At 63.8% G+C, this 18,253-nt stretch carries 16 protein-coding genes and 1 tRNA gene; 7 read left to right on the forward strand and 10 right to left on the reverse strand.

Translation table 11 applies throughout. The annotated features are described in order from the left end of the window. Window positions 1-10 precede the first annotated feature (10 nt). Together F3H41_RS07020 and F3H41_RS07025 are read right to left on the reverse strand one after the other, a co-directional pair. The gene (locus tag F3H41_RS07020) at window positions 11-1,861 is read right to left on the reverse strand and encodes a HAMP domain-containing methyl-accepting chemotaxis protein (RefSeq protein WP_149737851.1); all 1,851 of its coding nucleotides are present in this window, start codon (window positions 1,859-1,861) and stop codon (window positions 11-13) included. Between the two features lie 541 nt (window positions 1,862-2,402). Then, on the reverse strand, window positions 2,403-3,635 hold the full coding sequence (locus tag F3H41_RS07025) for an ROK family protein (protein WP_149737852.1): 1,233 nt from the start codon (window positions 3,633-3,635) through the stop codon (window positions 2,403-2,405). Window positions 3,636-3,881: 246 nt separating this feature from the next. On the opposite strand from F3H41_RS07025, the gene xylF reads away from it, so the two are divergent. From xylF to F3H41_RS07040, 3 genes are all read left to right on the forward strand, one after another. Then, window positions 3,882-4,922, forward strand: a complete 1,041-nt coding sequence (xylF, locus tag F3H41_RS07030) for a D-xylose ABC transporter substrate-binding protein (protein ID WP_149737853.1) — start codon at window positions 3,882-3,884, stop codon at window positions 4,920-4,922. A gap of 227 nt (window positions 4,923-5,149) precedes the next feature. Further along, window positions 5,150-6,463, forward strand: coding sequence for a sugar ABC transporter permease (locus tag F3H41_RS07035; RefSeq protein ID WP_149737854.1), 1,314 nt, complete (start codon window positions 5,150-5,152; stop codon window positions 6,461-6,463). Between the two features lie 14 nt (window positions 6,464-6,477). After that, a complete protein-coding gene (locus tag F3H41_RS07040; protein ID WP_149737855.1) occupies window positions 6,478-7,263 on the forward strand; it encodes an ATP-binding cassette domain-containing protein in 786 nt (261 codons plus the stop codon). Between the two features lie 35 nt (window positions 7,264-7,298). Here F3H41_RS07040 and F3H41_RS07045 read toward each other — a convergent pair whose 3' ends face one another. After that, window positions 7,299-8,852, reverse strand: a complete 1,554-nt coding sequence (locus F3H41_RS07045; protein ID WP_149737856.1) for a cryptochrome/photolyase family protein — start codon at window positions 8,850-8,852, stop codon at window positions 7,299-7,301. Next, window positions 8,849-9,544: an SDR family NAD(P)-dependent oxidoreductase gene (locus F3H41_RS07050; RefSeq protein ID WP_149737857.1), complete on the reverse strand. Its 696-nt coding sequence runs from the start codon at window positions 9,542-9,544 to the stop codon at window positions 8,849-8,851. The genes F3H41_RS07045 and F3H41_RS07050 overlap by 4 nt, the downstream gene beginning before the upstream one ends. Before the next feature lie 178 nt (window positions 9,545-9,722). On the opposite strand from F3H41_RS07050, the gene F3H41_RS07055 reads away from it, so the two are divergent. Continuing rightward, window positions 9,723-9,799: transfer RNA gene (locus F3H41_RS07055), tRNA-Arg, on the forward strand. A 119-nt stretch (window positions 9,800-9,918) separates the two neighbouring features. Here F3H41_RS07055 and F3H41_RS07060 read toward each other — a convergent pair. From F3H41_RS07060 to gstA, 3 genes are read right to left on the reverse strand one after another with little or no spacing between them, the layout of a single operon-like run. After that, complete coding sequence (locus F3H41_RS07060; protein WP_149737858.1) at window positions 9,919-10,131, reverse strand: 4-oxalocrotonate tautomerase family protein; 213 nt, start codon at window positions 10,129-10,131, stop codon at window positions 9,919-9,921. 5 nt (window positions 10,132-10,136) lie between these two features. Next, a complete protein-coding gene (locus F3H41_RS07065; protein ID WP_149737859.1) occupies window positions 10,137-10,520 on the reverse strand; it encodes a nuclear transport factor 2 family protein in 384 nt (127 codons plus the stop codon). Further along, window positions 10,517-11,146, reverse strand: coding sequence for a glutathione transferase GstA (gene gstA, locus F3H41_RS07070; RefSeq protein ID WP_149737860.1), 630 nt, complete (start codon window positions 11,144-11,146; stop codon window positions 10,517-10,519). Before gstA ends, F3H41_RS07065 begins: the two co-directional genes overlap by 4 nt. 117 nt (window positions 11,147-11,263) lie before the next feature. Here gstA and F3H41_RS07075 point away from each other — a divergent pair, with 117 nt between their 5' ends. Then, window positions 11,264-11,620, forward strand: coding sequence for a helix-turn-helix domain-containing protein (locus tag F3H41_RS07075; RefSeq protein WP_149737861.1), 357 nt, complete (start codon window positions 11,264-11,266; stop codon window positions 11,618-11,620). 13 nt (window positions 11,621-11,633) lie between these two features. On the opposite strand, the gene F3H41_RS07080 is transcribed toward F3H41_RS07075, so the two are convergent. Together F3H41_RS07080 and F3H41_RS07085 are read right to left on the reverse strand one after the other, a co-directional pair. Continuing rightward, window positions 11,634-12,560: an HD-GYP domain-containing protein gene (locus F3H41_RS07080; RefSeq protein WP_149737862.1), complete on the reverse strand. Its 927-nt coding sequence runs from the start codon at window positions 12,558-12,560 to the stop codon at window positions 11,634-11,636. Between the two features lie 533 nt (window positions 12,561-13,093). Further along, window positions 13,094-14,716, reverse strand: a complete 1,623-nt coding sequence (locus F3H41_RS07085) for an ABC-F family ATP-binding cassette domain-containing protein (protein WP_149737863.1) — start codon at window positions 14,714-14,716, stop codon at window positions 13,094-13,096. A gap of 189 nt (window positions 14,717-14,905) precedes the next feature. Between F3H41_RS07085 and F3H41_RS07090 the strand changes: the two genes are divergently transcribed. After that, a complete protein-coding gene (locus tag F3H41_RS07090; RefSeq protein ID WP_149737864.1) occupies window positions 14,906-15,544 on the forward strand; it encodes an MliC family protein in 639 nt (212 codons plus the stop codon). A 60-nt stretch (window positions 15,545-15,604) separates the two neighbouring features. Here F3H41_RS07090 and F3H41_RS07095 read toward each other — a convergent pair whose 3' ends face one another. Next, on the reverse strand, window positions 15,605-16,660 hold the full coding sequence (locus F3H41_RS07095; protein ID WP_149737865.1) for a dipeptidase: 1,056 nt from the start codon (window positions 16,658-16,660) through the stop codon (window positions 15,605-15,607). Window positions 16,661-16,924: 264 nt separating this feature from the next. On the opposite strand from F3H41_RS07095, the gene F3H41_RS07100 reads away from it, so the two are divergent. Further along, a complete protein-coding gene (locus F3H41_RS07100) occupies window positions 16,925-18,244 on the forward strand; it encodes an alpha/beta hydrolase (protein WP_244616091.1) in 1,320 nt (439 codons plus the stop codon). The last annotated feature ends 9 nt before the right edge of the window (window positions 18,245-18,253 follow it).

Consider the following 18,253-nt stretch of genomic DNA (forward strand, 5'->3'; position numbering starts at 1 on the left):
TCATCCGGTCTCAGGCAGCGGACCGGAATGACGAAGCGGCACGGCCACCCGACTGACCAGTGCCCGACACGGCCAGCTGGCGATTGAGCTTGAAGCGGGCGACGAGCGCGGCGAGCGTCATCGAGCCGTCAGCAAGCGACTGACTGATGGCGCTCGTTTCCTCCACCATCGCCGCATTCTGCTGCGTCATCTGGTCGATGTGATTGACCGCCGTGCTGATTTCCTGAAGGCCAGCGGATTGTTCGGCCGTGGCCGTCGCGATTGCATCGACATTTTCGTCGATGGCGGCAACGAAGCGTTCGATCCGCTGAAGGGCCTCACCCGCCTCTGCGACCAGTTTCGCGCCGGCCGACACCTCGGTGCCGGAATGGCCGATCAGCGCCTTGATCTCCCGCGCCGCGCTCGCGGAACGCTGGGCAAGCTCGCGCACCTCCTGCGCCACAACAGCAAACCCCTTGCCGCTCTCGCCCGCGCGTGCGGCCTCGACACCGGCATTGAGCGCCAGAAGGTTGGTCTGGAAAGCGATCTCGTCGATGACGCCGATGATCTGGGTGATCTCCGACGACGCCTTCTGGATGCGCTCCATGGCACCCACTGCGCCTTGAACGACGCTGCCGGACTGGCGGGTACAGTCGCGGGCTTCGCGCGCCAGCGTGCGGGTCGTCTGGGTGCGCTCCGCCGACGACCGGATCGTCGACGTCACCTCTTCGAGCGCCGCGGCGGTTTCTTCAAGCGCCGAAGCCTGCTGCTCGGTGCGCTTGGCAAGGTTGCCGGAGGCGTCGCGCATCTCCTGGCTTTTTCCCTGCATCGCGCTGGTTTCCTGCAGAACCTGCTCCAGCGCCGTCTGGAACGTGGCGATCGACGTATTGAAGTCCGAGCGCAACTGCTCGAACGGACCCACAAACCCCTCGTCCAGGCTCCGGGAAATATCGCACTGCGCCAAGCGCCCGAGGCCTGCTCCAAGCTGGGCGATCACGAAGCGGACATTCTCCGCCTCTTGCAGCGCGGTGGCCTGGCGGGCCTTGCGCTCGTCCTCATCCTTCAGGCGTGCCGCTTCGGCCTCGGCCTCAAGGCGGATCTTTTCAAGCGCCGACTGACGGAACACGCCGAGCGCAGCCGCCATGCTGCCGATCTCGTCGGTGCGCGTGGCGTAGGGAACGTCGCTGGCAAGGTCGCCGGCCGCAAGGCTGCTCATGCGGTCCGTCATGCCGACGACGGGGCGGATGGCGCGGCGGTGCAGATAGACGACCCCGGCGAGGAAAAGCAGAAGCGACGCGATGCCGGCCGCAAGCGCCAGCGCGCTGCCCCACCAGATCTCCGCCTTCGCCTCCGCCTCGCGGGCCACCATGTAACGATCCGTCATGCCGACGAGCTTCAAAACTGCCGCTTCGTGCTCCTTGAAGCGGGTGCGCAGGGTCGCAAGGGCAGCGTGCCGCGCCTCGGCGTCGCCGCCCCTGAGCGCCGGCAGAAAGACCTGCTGCAGTTGCGTCCAGAAGGCATCGCCCTCTTTCAGCACACGGCCGTAAAGTTCCGCAGTCAAATCGGCCGGAAGCGTGGAGGATCGCCAGTAGGCCGTCCGCGCGTCGTACTGTGCCTTCAGATTCTGGATACGCTCCGCATTTTCGCCACCGAGCTCCGGGCGGATATCCGCCTCGTTGGCAAGCATATAGGCTTCGACGAGGTAGAGCGGCGGCGGCAGGATGTCGGCCACCAGATCCTTCCCGTCAACGATCTGCTGGTAGACGGGACCGCTGACTTTCAGCTGCTCCAGCGTCTGCCGTTGCAGGCCGATGGCCAGGGCAAGACCGAGAGTGACAAAGGCGGCAAAGGCAATCAAGGTCTTCGAAATGGTGAGCTTCACCGGTCACTCCATGCACCGCAAATCGACTGCATGGTGGCGGCCCCGGCTCTGGCCATGACGTGAGCGAACCACCCGCATGCTTCTGCGAGACAGTGAAGACGCATGATTGATTAATCGTTAAATTACGAATGTTTGCCAGTTCTGAAATCGGAAATAGGTCAACAGGCTGCGTATCTCTACGACGTCAAGCAACCGCCGGCAGGCGCTCGAGGAATGCACGCCAAGCGTGGGTGGCAACGCGTACCGAGGGCGAAAGAGACGGCGACCGCACTTATACCAAAGATCATTGATGATGAGCCATTCGACCGGATCGATTTTGACGTCCGGCCAGGAGAAAGCCGCAGTCGGACCACAAGGTCCGGCGAGGATTTTCGACACCGTCGGACGCCAAAAGCGACCGGCCCCGAAGGGGTGGCCTCGAAAACGGCCACCGGTGGGCGTCGAAATGCTCGACCGATGCCAAAGCATCGCTCTGCGGTTTCTCCGACCCGGATGTCCGTTTCCAGGCCATCGAATGGGTCATCATCCTTGATCTTTGGTATTAAAGCCGGGCCGACAGGATGCTGGCATCCACCACCTGCAAGGCAAGCTCCAGATGGCCGGAAAACACCAGCCCGGGCTCATCCTGCACCACATGGATCGCCGGCATACCGCCAATGCGGACCGCGTGCGAAAGCGCCAGCGCCTCTTCCATGGATTGGTGCATCAAATCGAAGTAGCGCAGGCCAAGCCCCGTGACATGGATCGGCATGGCGCCATAGAGGCTGATCAGGCGCGCCAGCCCGTGTCCGAGCGCCGCGCCGGCCTCGCGAAACGCGTAGCCCGCCATGCGGTTTTGCTGGCGCGCCGAAACCGCGATCTTGTCCATTTCCGCCAACGGCACGAATTTGGCGGGAATGGTGTCGGAAGGCACCTGAAAGGCCTTGCGCAGGATGCCGTAGAAGCCGGCCGCCGCCTCCACGCAGCCGCGCGCGCCGCAACGGCAGAGCCCGGCATCCGGTGTGTGCAGCATGTGGCCGAAATTCGGGGCGCTCGCCTCCGTTTCCCCGCCTCGTCCCTGCCGTGCGATGCCAAGGCCGATGCTGTGCCCGAGCGAGAGAGCGGCAAGCGCAGGCGGCGTCTCGGCCCCGCGTCCCGCCGCGGCCATCAGCGCCTGCGCCACCAGCAGCGTTTCGTTGCTCAGAACAACCGTCGCATCCCAGCCGGCCCCCGCCAGCAGCGCCGCGAAATCAATCTCCGCCGTGCCGAAGATCGGGGACCAGATGAGGCGCGCCGCATCGCGGTCCACAAGGCCCTTGCTGCTGATCGAAACCGCCACCACCTGCCGGCGCTCCAGGCGCGAGCGCTGCGCCAGCCGGTCGAGCGCCGCCACGACGGCCGCGCAAAACGCTTTCGGATCACTCGCGGCTGCGCTTCCCGCTCCGGAGGATGTACCGCGCGCTTCCTCGAAACGGTCCATCAGCGTGCCGCTATAATCGGCCAGCGAATATTGCACCGTATCGGAGGAAATGCGCACCACGATGATGTAGCCGCTGTCGCGCCGCTGCGAGAACAGGACTCGCGGCCGCCCCCGCCCCGTCGGCGGCTTCTGTTCGAGGCGCTCGAGAATACCCACCCGCTCCAGATCCGCCGTGATCGCAGACACGGTCGCGGACGACAGCCCCGTCAAGACGGAGAGATCCGTATGGGCAAGCGGCCCACCGCGCCTGAGGGCAGACAGAACCAGGCTGCTGTTCTGTTGCCGCACGAGTTCTGTGCTGGATTTCGTGAGCATGGCAACAACGCGCGGGAGGACATCTTAGCGAAAGCGTATGCTCCTCCCAAAGCATCGTTTCCGCCGCCGTGCAAGCACTCGATGAGCGTGTTGACAGGCTTAAAAATCTCTGACATCTATTTTCTCGACTGTCGAGAAAAAAGTCCTGAACCTTTGATCCTGGGGCTTTTGACGGCGGTATCCGGGCTGATCGGTTTGTCATGCGGGAGGTCGCATGCGGTCAGCCAACTCTTTGGGAGGAACATCATGAATTCCGTTATGAAGCTGATGGCAGGCGCTGCCATCATCGTTTCCATGCATTCTGCCGCCATCGCCAAGGACCTGGTGGTGGGCGTCTCCTGGTCCAACTTCCAGGAAGAACGCTGGAAGACCGACGAAGCCGCGATCAAGGCTGCGCTGGAAGCCTCCGGCGACAAGTACATTTCCGCCGACGCCCAGTCTTCCGCCGCAAAGCAGCTGACCGACGTCGAAAGCCTGATCGCCCAGGGCGCCAATGCGCTGATCGTTCTCGCACAGGATAGCGAAGCCATCGGCCCCGCCATTGAAAAGGCTGCGGCAGAAGGCATTCCGGTCGTCGGCTATGACCGCCTGATCGAAAACCCGGCCGCTTTCTACATCACCTTCGACAACAAGGAAGTCGGCCGCATGCAGGCCCGCGAAGTGTTCAAGGTGAAGCCGGAAGGCAACTATGTCTTCATCAAGGGCTCCTCGTCCGACCCGAATGCCGACTTCCTTTTCTCCGGTCAGATGGAAGTGCTGAAGGAGGCCATCGACGCCGGCAAGATCAAGAATGTCGGCGAAGCCTATACCGATGGCTGGAAGCCGGAAAATGCCCAGAAGAACATGGAGCAGTTCCTGACCGCCAATGACAACAAGGTTGACGCCGTCGTCGCCTCCAACGACGGCACCGCCGGCGGTGTTGTCGCGGCGCTGACCGCCCAGGGCCTTGCCGGCTCCGTTCCGGTTTCCGGCCAGGACGGCGACCAGGCGGCGCTGAACCGCGTGGCGCTCGGCACCCAGACGGTTTCGGTTTGGAAGGACGCCCGCGAACTCGGCAAGCGCGCCGCTGAAATCGCCGCCGAACTGGCCGCCGGCAAGAAGATGGAAGAGATCAAGGACGTACAGACCTTCTCCGGCGGCCCGAAGGGCGTTGCCATGCAGTCGGTCTTCCTCGCTCCGCTGCCGATCACCAAGGACAACCTCAACCTCGTCATCGACGCCGGCTGGGTCACCAAGGACACGGTCTGCCAGGGCGTAGCCGCCGGCTCCGTCGAGGCCTGCAAGTAAGGCTCGCCGTCACCCGTCCCGAAGCGCCGCAGCGATCGCGTTGCGGCGCTTCTTCGGATGAGGAGAACGGACCAGCAAAGGACCGGCGCTGACGCGACGCCGGCCTGGCGCGCAACTGTGCGCACCGATTTTGCCGCGATGGCCGCGTGCGAAAACCGCCTCCACGGAAGAGGCCCCGCGCATCGCAGGTGACAACGATTTTTGACCAGTGGGGGACCGGCAGAATCATGGCCGATACGACGAATACCACGCATGCAAACCGCGCGCGCGCCGCGACGGAAAACCCGGTGAAGCGCTTCTTCCGCGCCACCGAGATCGATACGCGCCTGCTCGGCATGATCGGCGCCATGCTCATCATCTGGATCGGCTTCGACCTTCTGTCGAACGGCCTCTTCCTCACCCCGCGCAACCTGTGGAACCTGTCGGTCCAGACGGCCTCCGTCGCCGTCATGGCGACCGGCATGGTGCTCGTCATCGTTACCCGCAACATCGATCTCTCCGTCGGCTCCATTCTCGGCTTCGTCGGCATGATCATGGGCGTTCTGCAGGCCGAGGTGCTGCCGCAGTTCCTCGGCTTCGAGCATCCGGCCATCTGGATCGTCACGCTCCTGTGCGGCATCGCGCTTGGCGGCGCCATCGGCGCGCTGCATGGCTCGATCATCGCCTTCCTGAACGTGCCCTCCTTCATCGTCACGCTCGGCGGCCTGCTCGTCTGGCGCGGCGCGACCTGGTTCGTGACCTCGGGCCGCACCGTGGCGCCGATGGACTCCACCTTCCGCCTGATGGGCGGCGGCACGGAGGGCTCGATCGGCGCGACGGCAAGCTGGATCGTCGGGGCCATCGCCTGCATCGCCATCGTCTTCGCCATCATCAATTCCCGCAAGCAGCGCCAGCGCTTCGGCTTTCCGCAGCGGCCCATGTGGGCGGAATATTTCCTCGTCGGCGTCAGCTGCCTCATCGTTCTCGGCGCCATCGCCATCGTCAATTCCTACGCCTGGCCGGTCGCCATCGCCCGCAAATATGCGGATGCGAACGGCATCGCCTGGCCGGATGGCGGGCTCTTCATCGCCCATGGCATCGCCATTCCCGTGCTGATCGCCATCGGCGTCGGCATCCTCATGACCTTCATCTCGACGCGCCTGCGCTTCGGCCGCTACGTCTTCGCCATCGGCGGCAACCCGGAAGCGGCAGAACTCGCCGGCATCAAGACCCGCTGGGTTACGGTGCGCATCTTCGCGCTGATGGGCATGCTCTGCGCCGTCGCAGCCGCCATCTCCACCGCTCGCCTCAACGCCGCCACCAATGCGCAGGGCGAGCTCGACGAACTCTACACGATCGCCGCGGCCGTCATCGGCGGCACCTCGCTCGCCGGCGGCATGGGCACGATTGCCGGCGCCATGCTCGGAGCGCTGGTCATGCAGTCGCTGCAATCGGGCATGGTGCTGCTCGGCATCGACAGCCCGCTGCAGCGTATCGTGGTCGGCATGGTCCTCGTTGTCGCCGTCTGGCTCGACACCGTCTACCGCGCCCGCGCCAAGTAAGAAGGAAGACGACAATGACAGAACAACGCACGCCGCTCGTCGAAATGCGCAACATCTCGATTTCCTTCGGCGGTATCCACGCGGTCGACAATGCCTCGATCGACCTTTACCCCGGCGAGGTCGTGGCGCTTCTCGGCCATAACGGCGCCGGCAAGTCGACGCTGATCAAGATCCTCTCCGGCGCCTACAAGCGCGATGCCGGCGACATCCTCATCAACGGCGAGGCGGCCGATATCGGCAACCCGCGCGACGCCAAGAAATACGGCATCGAGACCATCTACCAGACGCTTGCCGTCGCCGATAACGTCGATGCCGCCGCCAACCTCTATCTCGGCCGCGAACTGCGCACCCCCTGGGGCACGCTGGACGACGTCGCGATGGAAGCGAAAGCCCGCGAGGTCATGGGCCGCCTCAACCCCAACTTCCAGCGCTTCAAGGAGCCGGTAAAGGCGCTCTCCGGCGGCCAGCGTCAGTCGGTGGCGATCGCGAGAGCCATCCTCTTCAACGCCCGCATCCTCATCATGGACGAACCGACGGCGGCGCTGGGACCGCAGGAGACCGCCCAGGTCGGCGAACTCATCAAGCAGCTGAAGCGCGAAGGCATCGGCATCTTCCTGATCAGCCACGACATCCACGACGTCTTCGACCTTGCCGACCGCGTCTCGGTGATGAAGAACGGCCAGGTGGTGGGCCACGCCCGCACCGAAGACGTCACCAAGGACGAAGTGCTGGGCATGATCATCCTCGGCAAGGTGCCGCCAAAAGCCATCCCCGGCCCGGGGGCGATGCAGACGGCGTAAGGAAACACTGGAAGGGGCCGGCGACGGCCCCTTCTTCATTCCCCATACCGCGGAAGTGCATCCAGCCCTTTCAAAAACACCGCCGCACTCTCCCGATACGCCGCCTTCTGCGTCTCCTTCATCCGCCCCCAGGAGGCATAGACCGTCGCGAGCCGCTGGTTGCCCTTGAGCCTCGCCGCATTGCGATCCAGAAAATCCCAGTAGAGCGCGTTGAACGGGCAGGCGCCCTCGCCCGTCTTTTTCTTCACATCGTAGCGGCAGTCGCCGCAGTAGTCCGACATGCGGTCGATATAGGCGCCGCCGGCCGCGTAAGGCTTCGAGCCCAGCTTGCCGCCATCGGCAAACTGGCTCATGCCGAGCGTATTGGGCAGCTCCACCCATTCGAAGGCATCGGCATAGACTTCCAGATACCAGCGATGCACCTGCTTGGGGTCCGCGCCGATCAGCAGCGCGAAATTCCCCGTGATCATCAGGCGCTGGATATGGTGGGCATAGGCATTGTCGCGCGTATCGGTGATGACATGCTTCAGGCACGCCATCTCCGTCTCGCCGCTCCAGTAGAAGGCCGGCAGGTCGCGGGTCGCCTCCAGCTCGTTCATTTCGAGATAGTCGGGCATGAAGAGCCAATAGACGCCGCGCACATATTCCCGCCAGCCGATGATCTGGCGGATGAAGCCCTCCGCCGAATTCAGCGGCACATCGCCTTCGTGATAGGCCCGCTCCACGCGCCGGCAGAGGTCGATCGGATCGATCAGCCCGACATTGATATAGAAGGAGAGCAGCGAATGATGGCCGTAGGGATCGCCCGCCACCATCTGGTCCTGCGTGCGGCCGAAATCCTTCAAGCGATGCGCGAGGAAATCCGCCACATGCTTTTCGGCCTGATCGGCTGTCACGGCGAAATGGAACCCCTCCAGAGACCCGAAATGATCGGCAAAGCGTTTGCCGACGAGTTCGAGCACCTCTTTCGTGATCGCATCGATGCGCGTCCTGGGGGGCTTTGGCGTGAAAAGCCCGCCGGATGGCGGCTCGCGGTTCTCGGCGTCGTAATTCCACTTCCCGCCTTCGGGCTCGTCGCCGCGCATCAAAAGCCCGGTCTTGCGCCGCATCTCGCGGTAGAAGAACTCCATGCGCAGCTGCTTGCGCCCCTTGGCCCAGTCGGCAAATTCGTCCCGTGAACAGAGAAAGCGACTGTCCGGCAGCACCGTCACCGGCACGCCAAGCGCCTTCTCCCAACCCTTGATCATCTCAAGGACGCGCCATTCGCCAGGCTCTGTGATCCTGACGGCCTCCGGCTTCAGCCGCTTCGCGGCCCGCTTCAGCTCATCGGTGAAGGACCCGCTGTTGCCGCGCGCGTCCAGTTCAACATAGTCGACGCAAAAGCCTTTCGTTTCGAGTGCCTTGGCAAAATGGCGCATGGCGGAGAAGATGAAGGCGATCTTCTTCGGGTGGTGGCGCACATAGGTCGCCTCCTCCATTACCTCGACCATGAGAACGCGGTCCTTGCCGGCATCGAAGCCTTCAAGGCTCGAGAGGCCCTCGGAGAGCTGGTCGCCGAGAATGAAAACCAGATTGCGACAGCCGCTCAATAGCCGATCCTCTCGCCGTCATAGGCGACAAAGGCCCCGCTTTCCGCCGCGCTGACCCCGTCCAGCGCCAAAAGCAGATGTCTCGCCGCCTCGGCCGGGGACAGCTTTGCGTGATTGACCGTGTAGCCGGAGGAGAGCGCCGTATCGACCGTTCCGGGATGCAGCGTCGCCAGCACCGCCTGCGGATGGGTGCGCGCGATTTCGACGGCCGCGGTGCGCACGATCTGGTTCAGAGCCGCCTTGGAGGCGCGGTAGGAGATCCACCCGCCGAGCCGGTTGTCGGAGATGGAGCCGACCCGCGCTGAGAGCGTCGCCAGCACCGCCCGCCGGTCGCGCGGCAGGAGCGGCGAAAAATGCTTGATGATCAGCGCCGGCCCGATGGCGTTCAGCGCGAACTGCTTCATCATGACGGCCGGATCCAGCGCCTTCACCGTCTTTTCCGGCCCGGCGCCGTCGATGATCAGCGCCCCGGTCGCATCGAAAACGAGATCGAGGGGCCCCTGCTCCTTCAGCCGCTGCGCCGCATCCTTGACCGCCGATTCATCCGTCACCTCGAGCCCGTCCACCGAACGCGACAGGCCGATCACCGCGCCGGCCCGGCCATCGCTTTCAAGCGCCGCCACGACCGCCGCCCCGATCCCGCCGCTCGCCCCGATGACCACAGCCCGAAACCCATCCCGAAGCGTCCGCATCGCCCTTTGCTCCCATTCCACGCATCGAACGGCACCCTCTACGGGGCGCCGCCCGCAGCGGATCGCCAGAAACAAGAGACAAGAGGCGCTGAGTGCCATTATCCCATTGAAGGCAGCCCCATCCTGAGCTATGAACCCCTCACAGCCTGCTTCGGCGGCCAGAGCGCCGCCACCGGATGCACCCGTAGCTCAGCTGGATAGAGTGTTGGATTCCGATTCCAAAGGTCACAGGTTCGAATCCTGTCGGGTGCGCCATTAACCATATGTTTCGATGAAACAAAAAGCCCTCCGCCCGGTTGCCGGAGAAGGAAGCGGCTCGGCCTGCCGGATGAAGGGTCGCGGGCAGGCCGAGATATCTGGACCATCACACAGTCTTACGATGGCGTGCTGAGCGTTTTCCGGTAGTCAGCGACCGGAAGTCCGCCGACGCCCCAGTCTTCCATGGCGACCTCGTCGATGACGACGAATGTGGTTGCGGGATTTTTGTCCAGCACGGTCACCAGAAGGTCGGTCACGCCCTTGATAAGGCTGGCCTTTTGGTCCGTCGTCGCGCCTTCGCGCGTGATCTTGATGTTCACGTATGGCATGTGCGTCACTCCTGCGAGCGATGGTCGATAATCTGGAAGACCTTGGCGATGATCTGCCACTGCCCCTCGACGCGCACCAGGGTCAGGAAATCGACAAAATCGCGCTGGCCAATGGAGCAGCGCACGCGGGCAAGGGCCGTGTTGTCACCCGCAAGGTCGATCGCATCGATGTGGTCGCGCCGCTGATGGCCGAGCGAAGCGGGCGATTGCCGCGCCGCGACGACCGGAACGTAGTCGTCCATGGTCCGGTAGAGGAATGGCACCTCGTCGGCAGTCGCGTAGATCGCCCTCGGGTGGAAGACAGTCTGCAGTTTCTCGACATCGCAGAAATACAGCGCATCGAAGTAGTCCTGCAGAACGCCACAGATGTCCTGGATCGCCGCGCTCATGCCGCAGCCTCCCCGGCAAGAAGCCCTTCCGCGCGCAGGGCCTCGCGAACCGACGGCCGCTCCGCGATGCGCGCCACGTAAGCCCCGACCCGCGGCCACCGCGTCAGGTCGAAGCCGATGGCATGCGACCAGTTAAGAACGACGAACAGATAGGCGTCCGCCACCGTGAAGGCGTTGCCGAGGATGAAGGACCGGCCATCGGCAAGGCCGTGCGCCACATCGCCGACGCGCCGGGCCAGACGGTCCGCGGCCTGCTGCCCTTCGGTGGCATCGAGCGGATGTCCACGGAAATAGGGGCTGAAGGCCTTGTGCAGCTCGGACGCGGTGAAGTTGAGCCATTCCTGCAGCCGTGCACGCTCCAGGATCGCGACTGGCGGCGCGAGGGCCGCCGCGGGATGGGTATCGGCAAGGAATTGAAGGATCGCCGGGTTCTCGGTCAGGACGGTGCCGTCGTCGAGTTCAAGGGCCGGCACGTAGCCCTTGGGATTGACGCGGCGGTAATCGGCGTCGGTCTCGGTCAGCCCGGCCTGCGTATCGACCTGCTCGGCATCGAAGGTCGCACCGAGTTCGGTGAGCACGATCCGCGATGATAAAGAACACGCGCCTGGTTTGAGGTAGAGCCGCATGGAAAATCTCCTGGTTCATGGGGACGGTCAGACCCTATTGGTGCCGGTTACCATTGCCAACCAGGTTTCCATTGGTTACTTCATATTCAGGTTTCCACCCAGTAACCGGTCGCGACGATGAGCCTGAAAATCCGCAAGAACCGCAGTGCGCCGCCGCCGAGCCGGTGCGCCTTGACCGAATGCATGTCGATCATCGCCGGGGCATGGGCCCCGAATGTGATCTGGCATCTTCGGGCGGGTCCGCGGCGGTTCAGTGAATTGCGTCTCGATATTCCGCCCATTTCCGCAAAGGTGCTATCCCAGCGGCTTCGTGAACTGGAAGGCCGGGGCGTCGTGACACGCACGATCCAGCAGACGACGCCGCCATCGGTGGAATACGCCCTGACATCGCTCGGTCAGGAGTTGATCCCGGCGCTGGATGCGATCGTTGCTGTCGGCCACAAACTCAAGGGAAGTCCATCGTCGCAAGGATGAGCAGAAAGCGGAACTATTGCGGATCCATCGCGTCCAGCAGCCGCCCGAGCGTCAGGACCATTTTCCGATCAAAAAGATGGCCGCGATCAAACATCCAGTGGATGGCCTGCTCCTGCGTCCAGGCGCGCTTGTAGGGGCGCACGGTGGTGAGCGCGTCGAACACGTCGCAGACAGTGGACAGGCGGACAAAAGGGCCGATCTCATCGCCGGAAAGGCCGAGCGGATAGCCGCTGCCATCAAGCGCTTCGTGGTGCAGGCGGCACACGTCGAGGACCACCTGCGGCACGCCGGGATAGCGCTTCAGGATATCGAAACCGATCTGGGGATGGGTGCGGATGATGCGCCGCTCGGCATCGGTCAGCTCACCCTGCTTTTTCAGGATGGCATCGGGGATGAAGAGCTTGCCGAGATCGTGCAGCAGGCCGGCGGTGGTCAGAAGCTGGACCGTATCGGAATCGGAACCCGTCTCGTCGGCGAGCCGTGCCATGAGGCCGGCAACCGCAATGCAGTGGACGAAGGTGCCCTGATCCTTGCTCTTCAGCCGCGTCATCTGCAACAGCACGGCCGGCGCTTCCGTCACGCTGTCGACGAGCGAGGCCGCAGCCGGCTGCAGGGCATCGAAGTCGAACGCCTCGCCCTGCCGTATCATATCCAGCGTGTCGCCGAGCGCATTGATATTGTTTGTGATCGCGGTGCGCGTGCGCGTTGCGACGACCGGATCGACGGATTTTTGCGCCTTGCCGGCGTCAGCGCCGTCCACGGCCACCTGACTGCGCGCCGTATTGACGAGCACGGTTTCTGCGGAGGATGCGACAATGGCACGCAAATCCTGCTCCGACGTCAGCAGGAAGCGCCGCTTGGCAAATTCCGTCTCCGGGCACATCACCGCTTCGACGAACATTCCCTTGCGCAGGGAATTCTTCGGAACATCAACGAGCACACCCCAACCCCAAATTTCCGCTGTTCAGACCAACGTGCAGAGGTCGGAATGCCCTCCTCAGCCGTTGACCCGATGCGAGCAGGCAATCCGGATCCGAAGACGGCGCGCATCGACCGGCGCGTCCAGGCGATATTGCACGACTGTTCCTTAACTTAGAATAAAAGAATTTATAAAATCAACCGATGATGGTTCAAAATGGTGCAAGCCGTGATGGGTTCAGGCACCTTCAGCCGCGCCGGAAGTCCCTTTGCGATTTGGTTTAGAAAAGCATGCCACTCGCCACCGACAGCAAAAAAGCATGATTTTCATGCAAAACAGGATTCTACTGAAGAAAAATGCAGCTGAAGATTTATGATCTTCATGGTTATGACAAGAATACCACGTCAAAATTCGACGGCAATCGAAAATCAGCAATCTGAGCATGGGCATGCCCGATTCTGCGCAGAGTTGTATTCTTCCGCGCAGTCGAGATGAAGATTTCCGCGCAAGCGAGATGAAAATGCCCTGTCAAGCGTGGATGTCAGGCGTGAATGTCAGGCGTGGATGCCGGGCGCTTCCTGGCCGGTGCGGGCCACATATTCGTGATACCCGCCATCGTAGCGCAGGACACCGTCGGCTGTCAGTTCCAGCACGCGGTTGGAAAGGGCGCCGAGGAAGTGGCGGTCGTGCGAGACGAAGATCATCGTGCCCTCGAAGGTCGAGAGCGCCTTGACCAGCATGTCCTTGGTGTCCATGTCGAGGTGGTTGGTCGGCTCGTCGAGGACCAGAAGGTTCGGCGGATCGAAGAGCATCATGGCCATGACGAGGCGCGCCTTCTCCCCGCCCGACAGGACGCGGCAGCGCTTCTCGATATCGTCGCCGGAAAAGCCGAAGCAACCGGCAAGCGCCCGCAGCGGCCCCTGCCCCGCCCGCGGAAAGGCATTCTCCAGCGCTTCGAAGATCGTTTCCTCGCCATCGAGCATTTCCATGGCGTGCTGGGCGAAATAGCCCATTTTCACGCTGGCGCCGAGATTGACAGTGCCCTCGTCCGGCGCGCTGGCACCGGCAATGAGCTTCAGCAGCGTCGACTTGCCGGCACCGTTGATGCCGAGGATCGACCAGCGCTCGCGCCGGCGGATGGTGAAGTCGAGCCCGTCATAAATGACCCGGTCGCCATAGGCCTTGCGCACATTCTTGATGACAACGACGTCTTCGCCGGAGCGCGGCGCCGGCAGGAAGTCGAAGGCCACGACTTGGCGCCGGCGCGGCGGCTCGACACGGTCGATCTTGTCGAGCTTCTTCACCCGGCTCTGCACCTGCGCGGCATGGGAGGCGCGCGCCTTGAAGCGCTCGATGAACTTGATCTCCTTGGCGAGCATGGCCTGCTGGCGTTCGAACTGGGCCTGCTGCTGCTTTTCCGCCTGCGCCCGCTGCTCTTCGTAAAAGCCGTAGTCACCATTGTAGGTCGTGAGCCCGCCCCCGTCGATCTCGAGGATCTTGTCGACGATGCGGTTCATGAAGGCCCGGTCGTGCGAGGTCATCATCAGCGCGCCGTCATAGCCGCGCAGGAAGTTCTCCAGCCAGATCAGGCTTTCAAGGTCGAGGTGGTTGGAGGGCTCGTCCAGCAGCATCACGTCGGGCCGCATCAGAAGGATGCGGGCCAGCGCCACGCGCATCTTCCAGCCGCCGGAAAGCGCGCCGACATCGCCGTCCATCATCGACTGGCTGAAGGAAAGGCCAGCCAGCACCTCGCGGGCGCGCCCTTCGAGCGCATAACCGTCCAGCTCCTCATAGCGCGCCTGCACCTCGCCGTACCGCTCGATGATCTCGTCCATGCGGTCCATCTGGTCCGGATCGCTCATCGCGGCCTCAAGGCCTGCAAGTTCGGCCGCGACCTCGCTCACCGGACCCGCGCCGTTCATCACCTCCTGCACGGCGCTGCGGCCCGCCATTTCGCCGACATCCTGGTCGAAATAGCCGATCGATACGCCGCGATCGACGGAGATCTGCCCCTCATCCGGCTGCTCCTGCCCGGTGATCATCCGGAACAGCGAGGACTTGCCGGCGCCGTTCGGACCGACGAGGCCGATCTTCTCGCCCTTGTTCAGCGCGGCCGACGCCTCGATGAAGAGAATGCGATGGCTGAGCTGCTTGCTGATATTGTCGATGCGGATCATGGGTCGTCGGGCCTGAAAGGGGCGGCCGCTGTGGCCGATAACAATGGTTGGCCGGGCTTTGCCACGCGCGCCGCCCAAAGGAAAGGGTGGCCCAAGGCTTTTGCCGCCCGCCCCCGTTCAAACGGCGCCAGCCTTGCGCTATCGTGTCGGCAGCGCAACAGGCAGCGGTCCGCCGGGAGGAGAAAAGCCATGCGAGGAACGTCGGGGAACGGAAAGGTGGTTCGCGGCACGCTCGTCGCCCTCGGCATCGCCTCGGCGGCGATCGCCCCGCCGCAGCCGCTTGCCGCCGCGCAAAAGACGGGGCCGGCCTTCGACTGCAAGAGAGTGGAGACGGGGTCGATTGCCGAGCGCGTCTGCCGCGATCCGAAGCTGTCTGCCGCCGATCGCAGGCTGGACAAGGTCTACAAACAGGCGACCCTGAAGGCAAAGAACGAGCACCCGCCGACGCTCGCGGCCGAGCAGCGCGGCTGGATCAAGGGTCGTGACGACTGCTGGAAGGCCAAGGATGTCGGCGACTGCATCGGCTTTGCCTATGAAACGCGCATTGCCGAACTGGAAGCGCGCTACCGGCTGGTCAAAGCCCTTGGCCCCTTCCGCTGGCGCTGCAACGATGCGCCGCACAGCGAGGTCGTCACCACCTTCTTCGAAACCGAGCCCGCCACGCTGATCGCCGAACGCGGCGACGAGACGTCGCTGATGTTTTCCCAGCCCGCCGCCAGCGGCACCCGCTATGCCGGCCGCAACGAGACCTATTGGGAGCATCAGGGCGAAGCGACCATCACTTGGGGCTATCAGGCGCCGGAAATGACCTGCAAACAGGTGAAATAGCCTTCACCTGACGGCGCAATGCCACCACCCGTGAGGGGTCGGCACCCGGCCCGGCGTCCCTCAGGCGGTCTCGCCGAAGGCACCGGCCAAAACGCGCAGCCAGTTCTCCCGCGTCAGCTTCGCGAGATCGTCGTCGCCGTAACCGGCGTCGCGCAGCGCATCGACCAGCACCTGCGTGCCGGCCGCATCGCCGATTTCGGCCGGAATGGTCGCGCCATCATAATCCGAGCCGAGCGCCACGCAGTCGATGCCCATGCGCTCGACCATATAGTCGATATGGCGCACCATGGCGGAAACCGGTGTCAGCGCATTTTCCAGCCCGTCCTCGCGCAGCATCGTCGTTGCGAAATTCAGGCCGGCAACGCCCTTGCGCTCGGCAATGGCATCCATCTGCCGATCCGTCAGGTTGCGCGCCACCGGCGTCAGAGCGTGCACGTTCGAATGACTGTGGATCAGCGGCCGGTCGGAAACGCGGGCCACATCCCAGAAGCCCTTCTCGGTGATGTGGGCGCAATCGACGAGAATGCCGAGCCGATCGCAGGCCTTCACCAGCGCCTCGCCGGCCTCGGTCAGGCCCGGCCCCATATCCGGCGTGCGGGGAAAGGCAAAGGGTACGCCATGGCCGAAGATGTTGTTGCGGCTCCACACCGGCCCCAGAGAGCGAAGGCCGGCGGCATGAAACACCTCCAGCTCGGAAAGATCGGCGCTGATCGCCTCGCAGCCCTCCATGTGCAGGACGGCCGCGAAGATGCCATCGGCCATCGCAGCACGAATATCGGCCACGGACCGGCACAGGCGCCAGGCACCGGCGCGGTGCAGTTGAAGCGCGATGGCCGCCATCTCCATGGCGATGTCGAGTGAGGAATGCCGCTCGAGCGGCGGCGACATCGGCGTATCATAGTGACCGTTCTCATCGGGCTGACGCAGGATGATCCCGTCAGAGGGGATGTAGATGGCGGAAATGCCGCCTGCCAATCCGCCTTCCCGTGCCCGCGGCCCGTCAATATGGCCGTTCGGGGCTCCGTCGATAAATTCGGCGATCGGATCGCCGCCGCGTCGCTGGTGCGACCAGAGGCGCAGCAATACGTCGTTGTGACCGTCGAATACCGCCTGCATGTCATGCCTTTCAAGAGGCAGGGCCGGCACCGGGGTTCGATGCGGGAATCGCTGCCTGTCGCCTGCAAACGGTACGTGAGCACCCCGCCTGCATCAATGGGCACCGCATAAACCGGCGGCTGCCCGCCTGGTTCCACGGCGCCGCGCCTTCGTCATCACGCGGATTTCATGCCTTGCGAAGGAGTTGATTTGTGGCAAAGGTAGCGCCGCGGCATTCGGGCGGCATCGGAAAGATCGGCGCCACGCCAGCGGAACGGGAGAGCCATGACGGCGACAGGAATGGTTTTCACATGGCTGGCAGCGTCTTCGCGTCTGCGCGGCACAGCTCCCGCACCGCGTCTGCTGAGCCGCGACAACCGGCTGCGGAGAGCGGCGCTGCTCTTCGTCGGCGCCTTGGTGCTCACCGCCTGCGCCGGCCGCCCGGAGGGCGTACTGGTTCCCGGCGGAACGGCACCCGGTGCCAGCGAGGTCGATATCTTCGTCGCAACGACGCGCGCCCCGTCGGAAAACCCGGGCGTGCTGTTTGGCGGCGATCGTAGCCAGCAGATCTCGGCCGCCTCCATCGTCGTCTCGATACCGCCGGATGCGGCGCGCGAGGTCGGGCAGGTGCAGTGGCCAAAACGCCTGCCGGCCGATCCGCGCAAGGAATTCTCCACCGTCAGCGTCACTCCGCTCGACGGCGAAGCGAGCGTCAAGGCCTGGGCGCAGTCCAACATTCCCGCCAGCGGCCGCCTGATGATCTTCGTCCACGGCTTCAACAACCGGTATGAGGACGCCGTCTATCGTTTCGCGCAGATCGTTCATGATTCGAAGGCGGATGTGGCGCCGGTGCTCTTCACCTGGCCCTCCCGCGCCAGCGTGTTCGACTATGTCTACGACCGCGAGAGCACCAACTACTCCCGCGATGCGCTGGAAGAGCTGATGCGCAGGGCCGCGGAAAACCCGAAGGTCAAGGAAATCACCATCATGGCCCATTCCATGGGTACATGGCTTGCCATGGAGTCGCTCCGCCAGATGGCCATTCGCGATGGGCGCGTGGCGCCGAAGATCCGCAATGTCATCCTGGCCTCGCCTGATATCGACGTGGATGTCTTCGGCAAGCAGTGGGAACAGATGGGGAAAAACAAGCCCAACTTCACACTCTTCGTCTCGCAGGACGACCGGGCGCTCACCGTTTCGCGCCGCATCGCCGGCAATATCGACCGCCTCGGCCAGATCGACCCAAGCGTCGAGCCCTATCGCAGCCAGTTGGAAAGCGAGGGCATCACCGTGCTCGATCTCACCGCGCTGAAGGTCAATGACCGGCTGAACCATGGCAAATTCGCCGAAAGCCCCGAGGTGGTGAAGCTGATCGGCAACCGCCTGATCGAGGGACAGACGATCACCGACAGCGAGGTCGGCATCGGCGACCGTCTGGGCGCCGTCGCGCTTGGCACGGCGCAGACCGTCGGCACGGCCGCGAGCGTCGCGGTCTCGACACCCATTCTGATCTTCGATCCGAAAACGCGGGAAAGCTACGACGACCAATGGCGACGCCTCGGCCGTTCGGTCGAAAACACCGTCGGCTCGGCGGTCGGGCAGTGAGCGGAGTCG

Source organism: Rhizobium sp. RU20A (genome assembly GCF_900155885.1).
Lineage (GTDB): Bacteria > Pseudomonadota > Alphaproteobacteria > Rhizobiales > Rhizobiaceae > RU20A.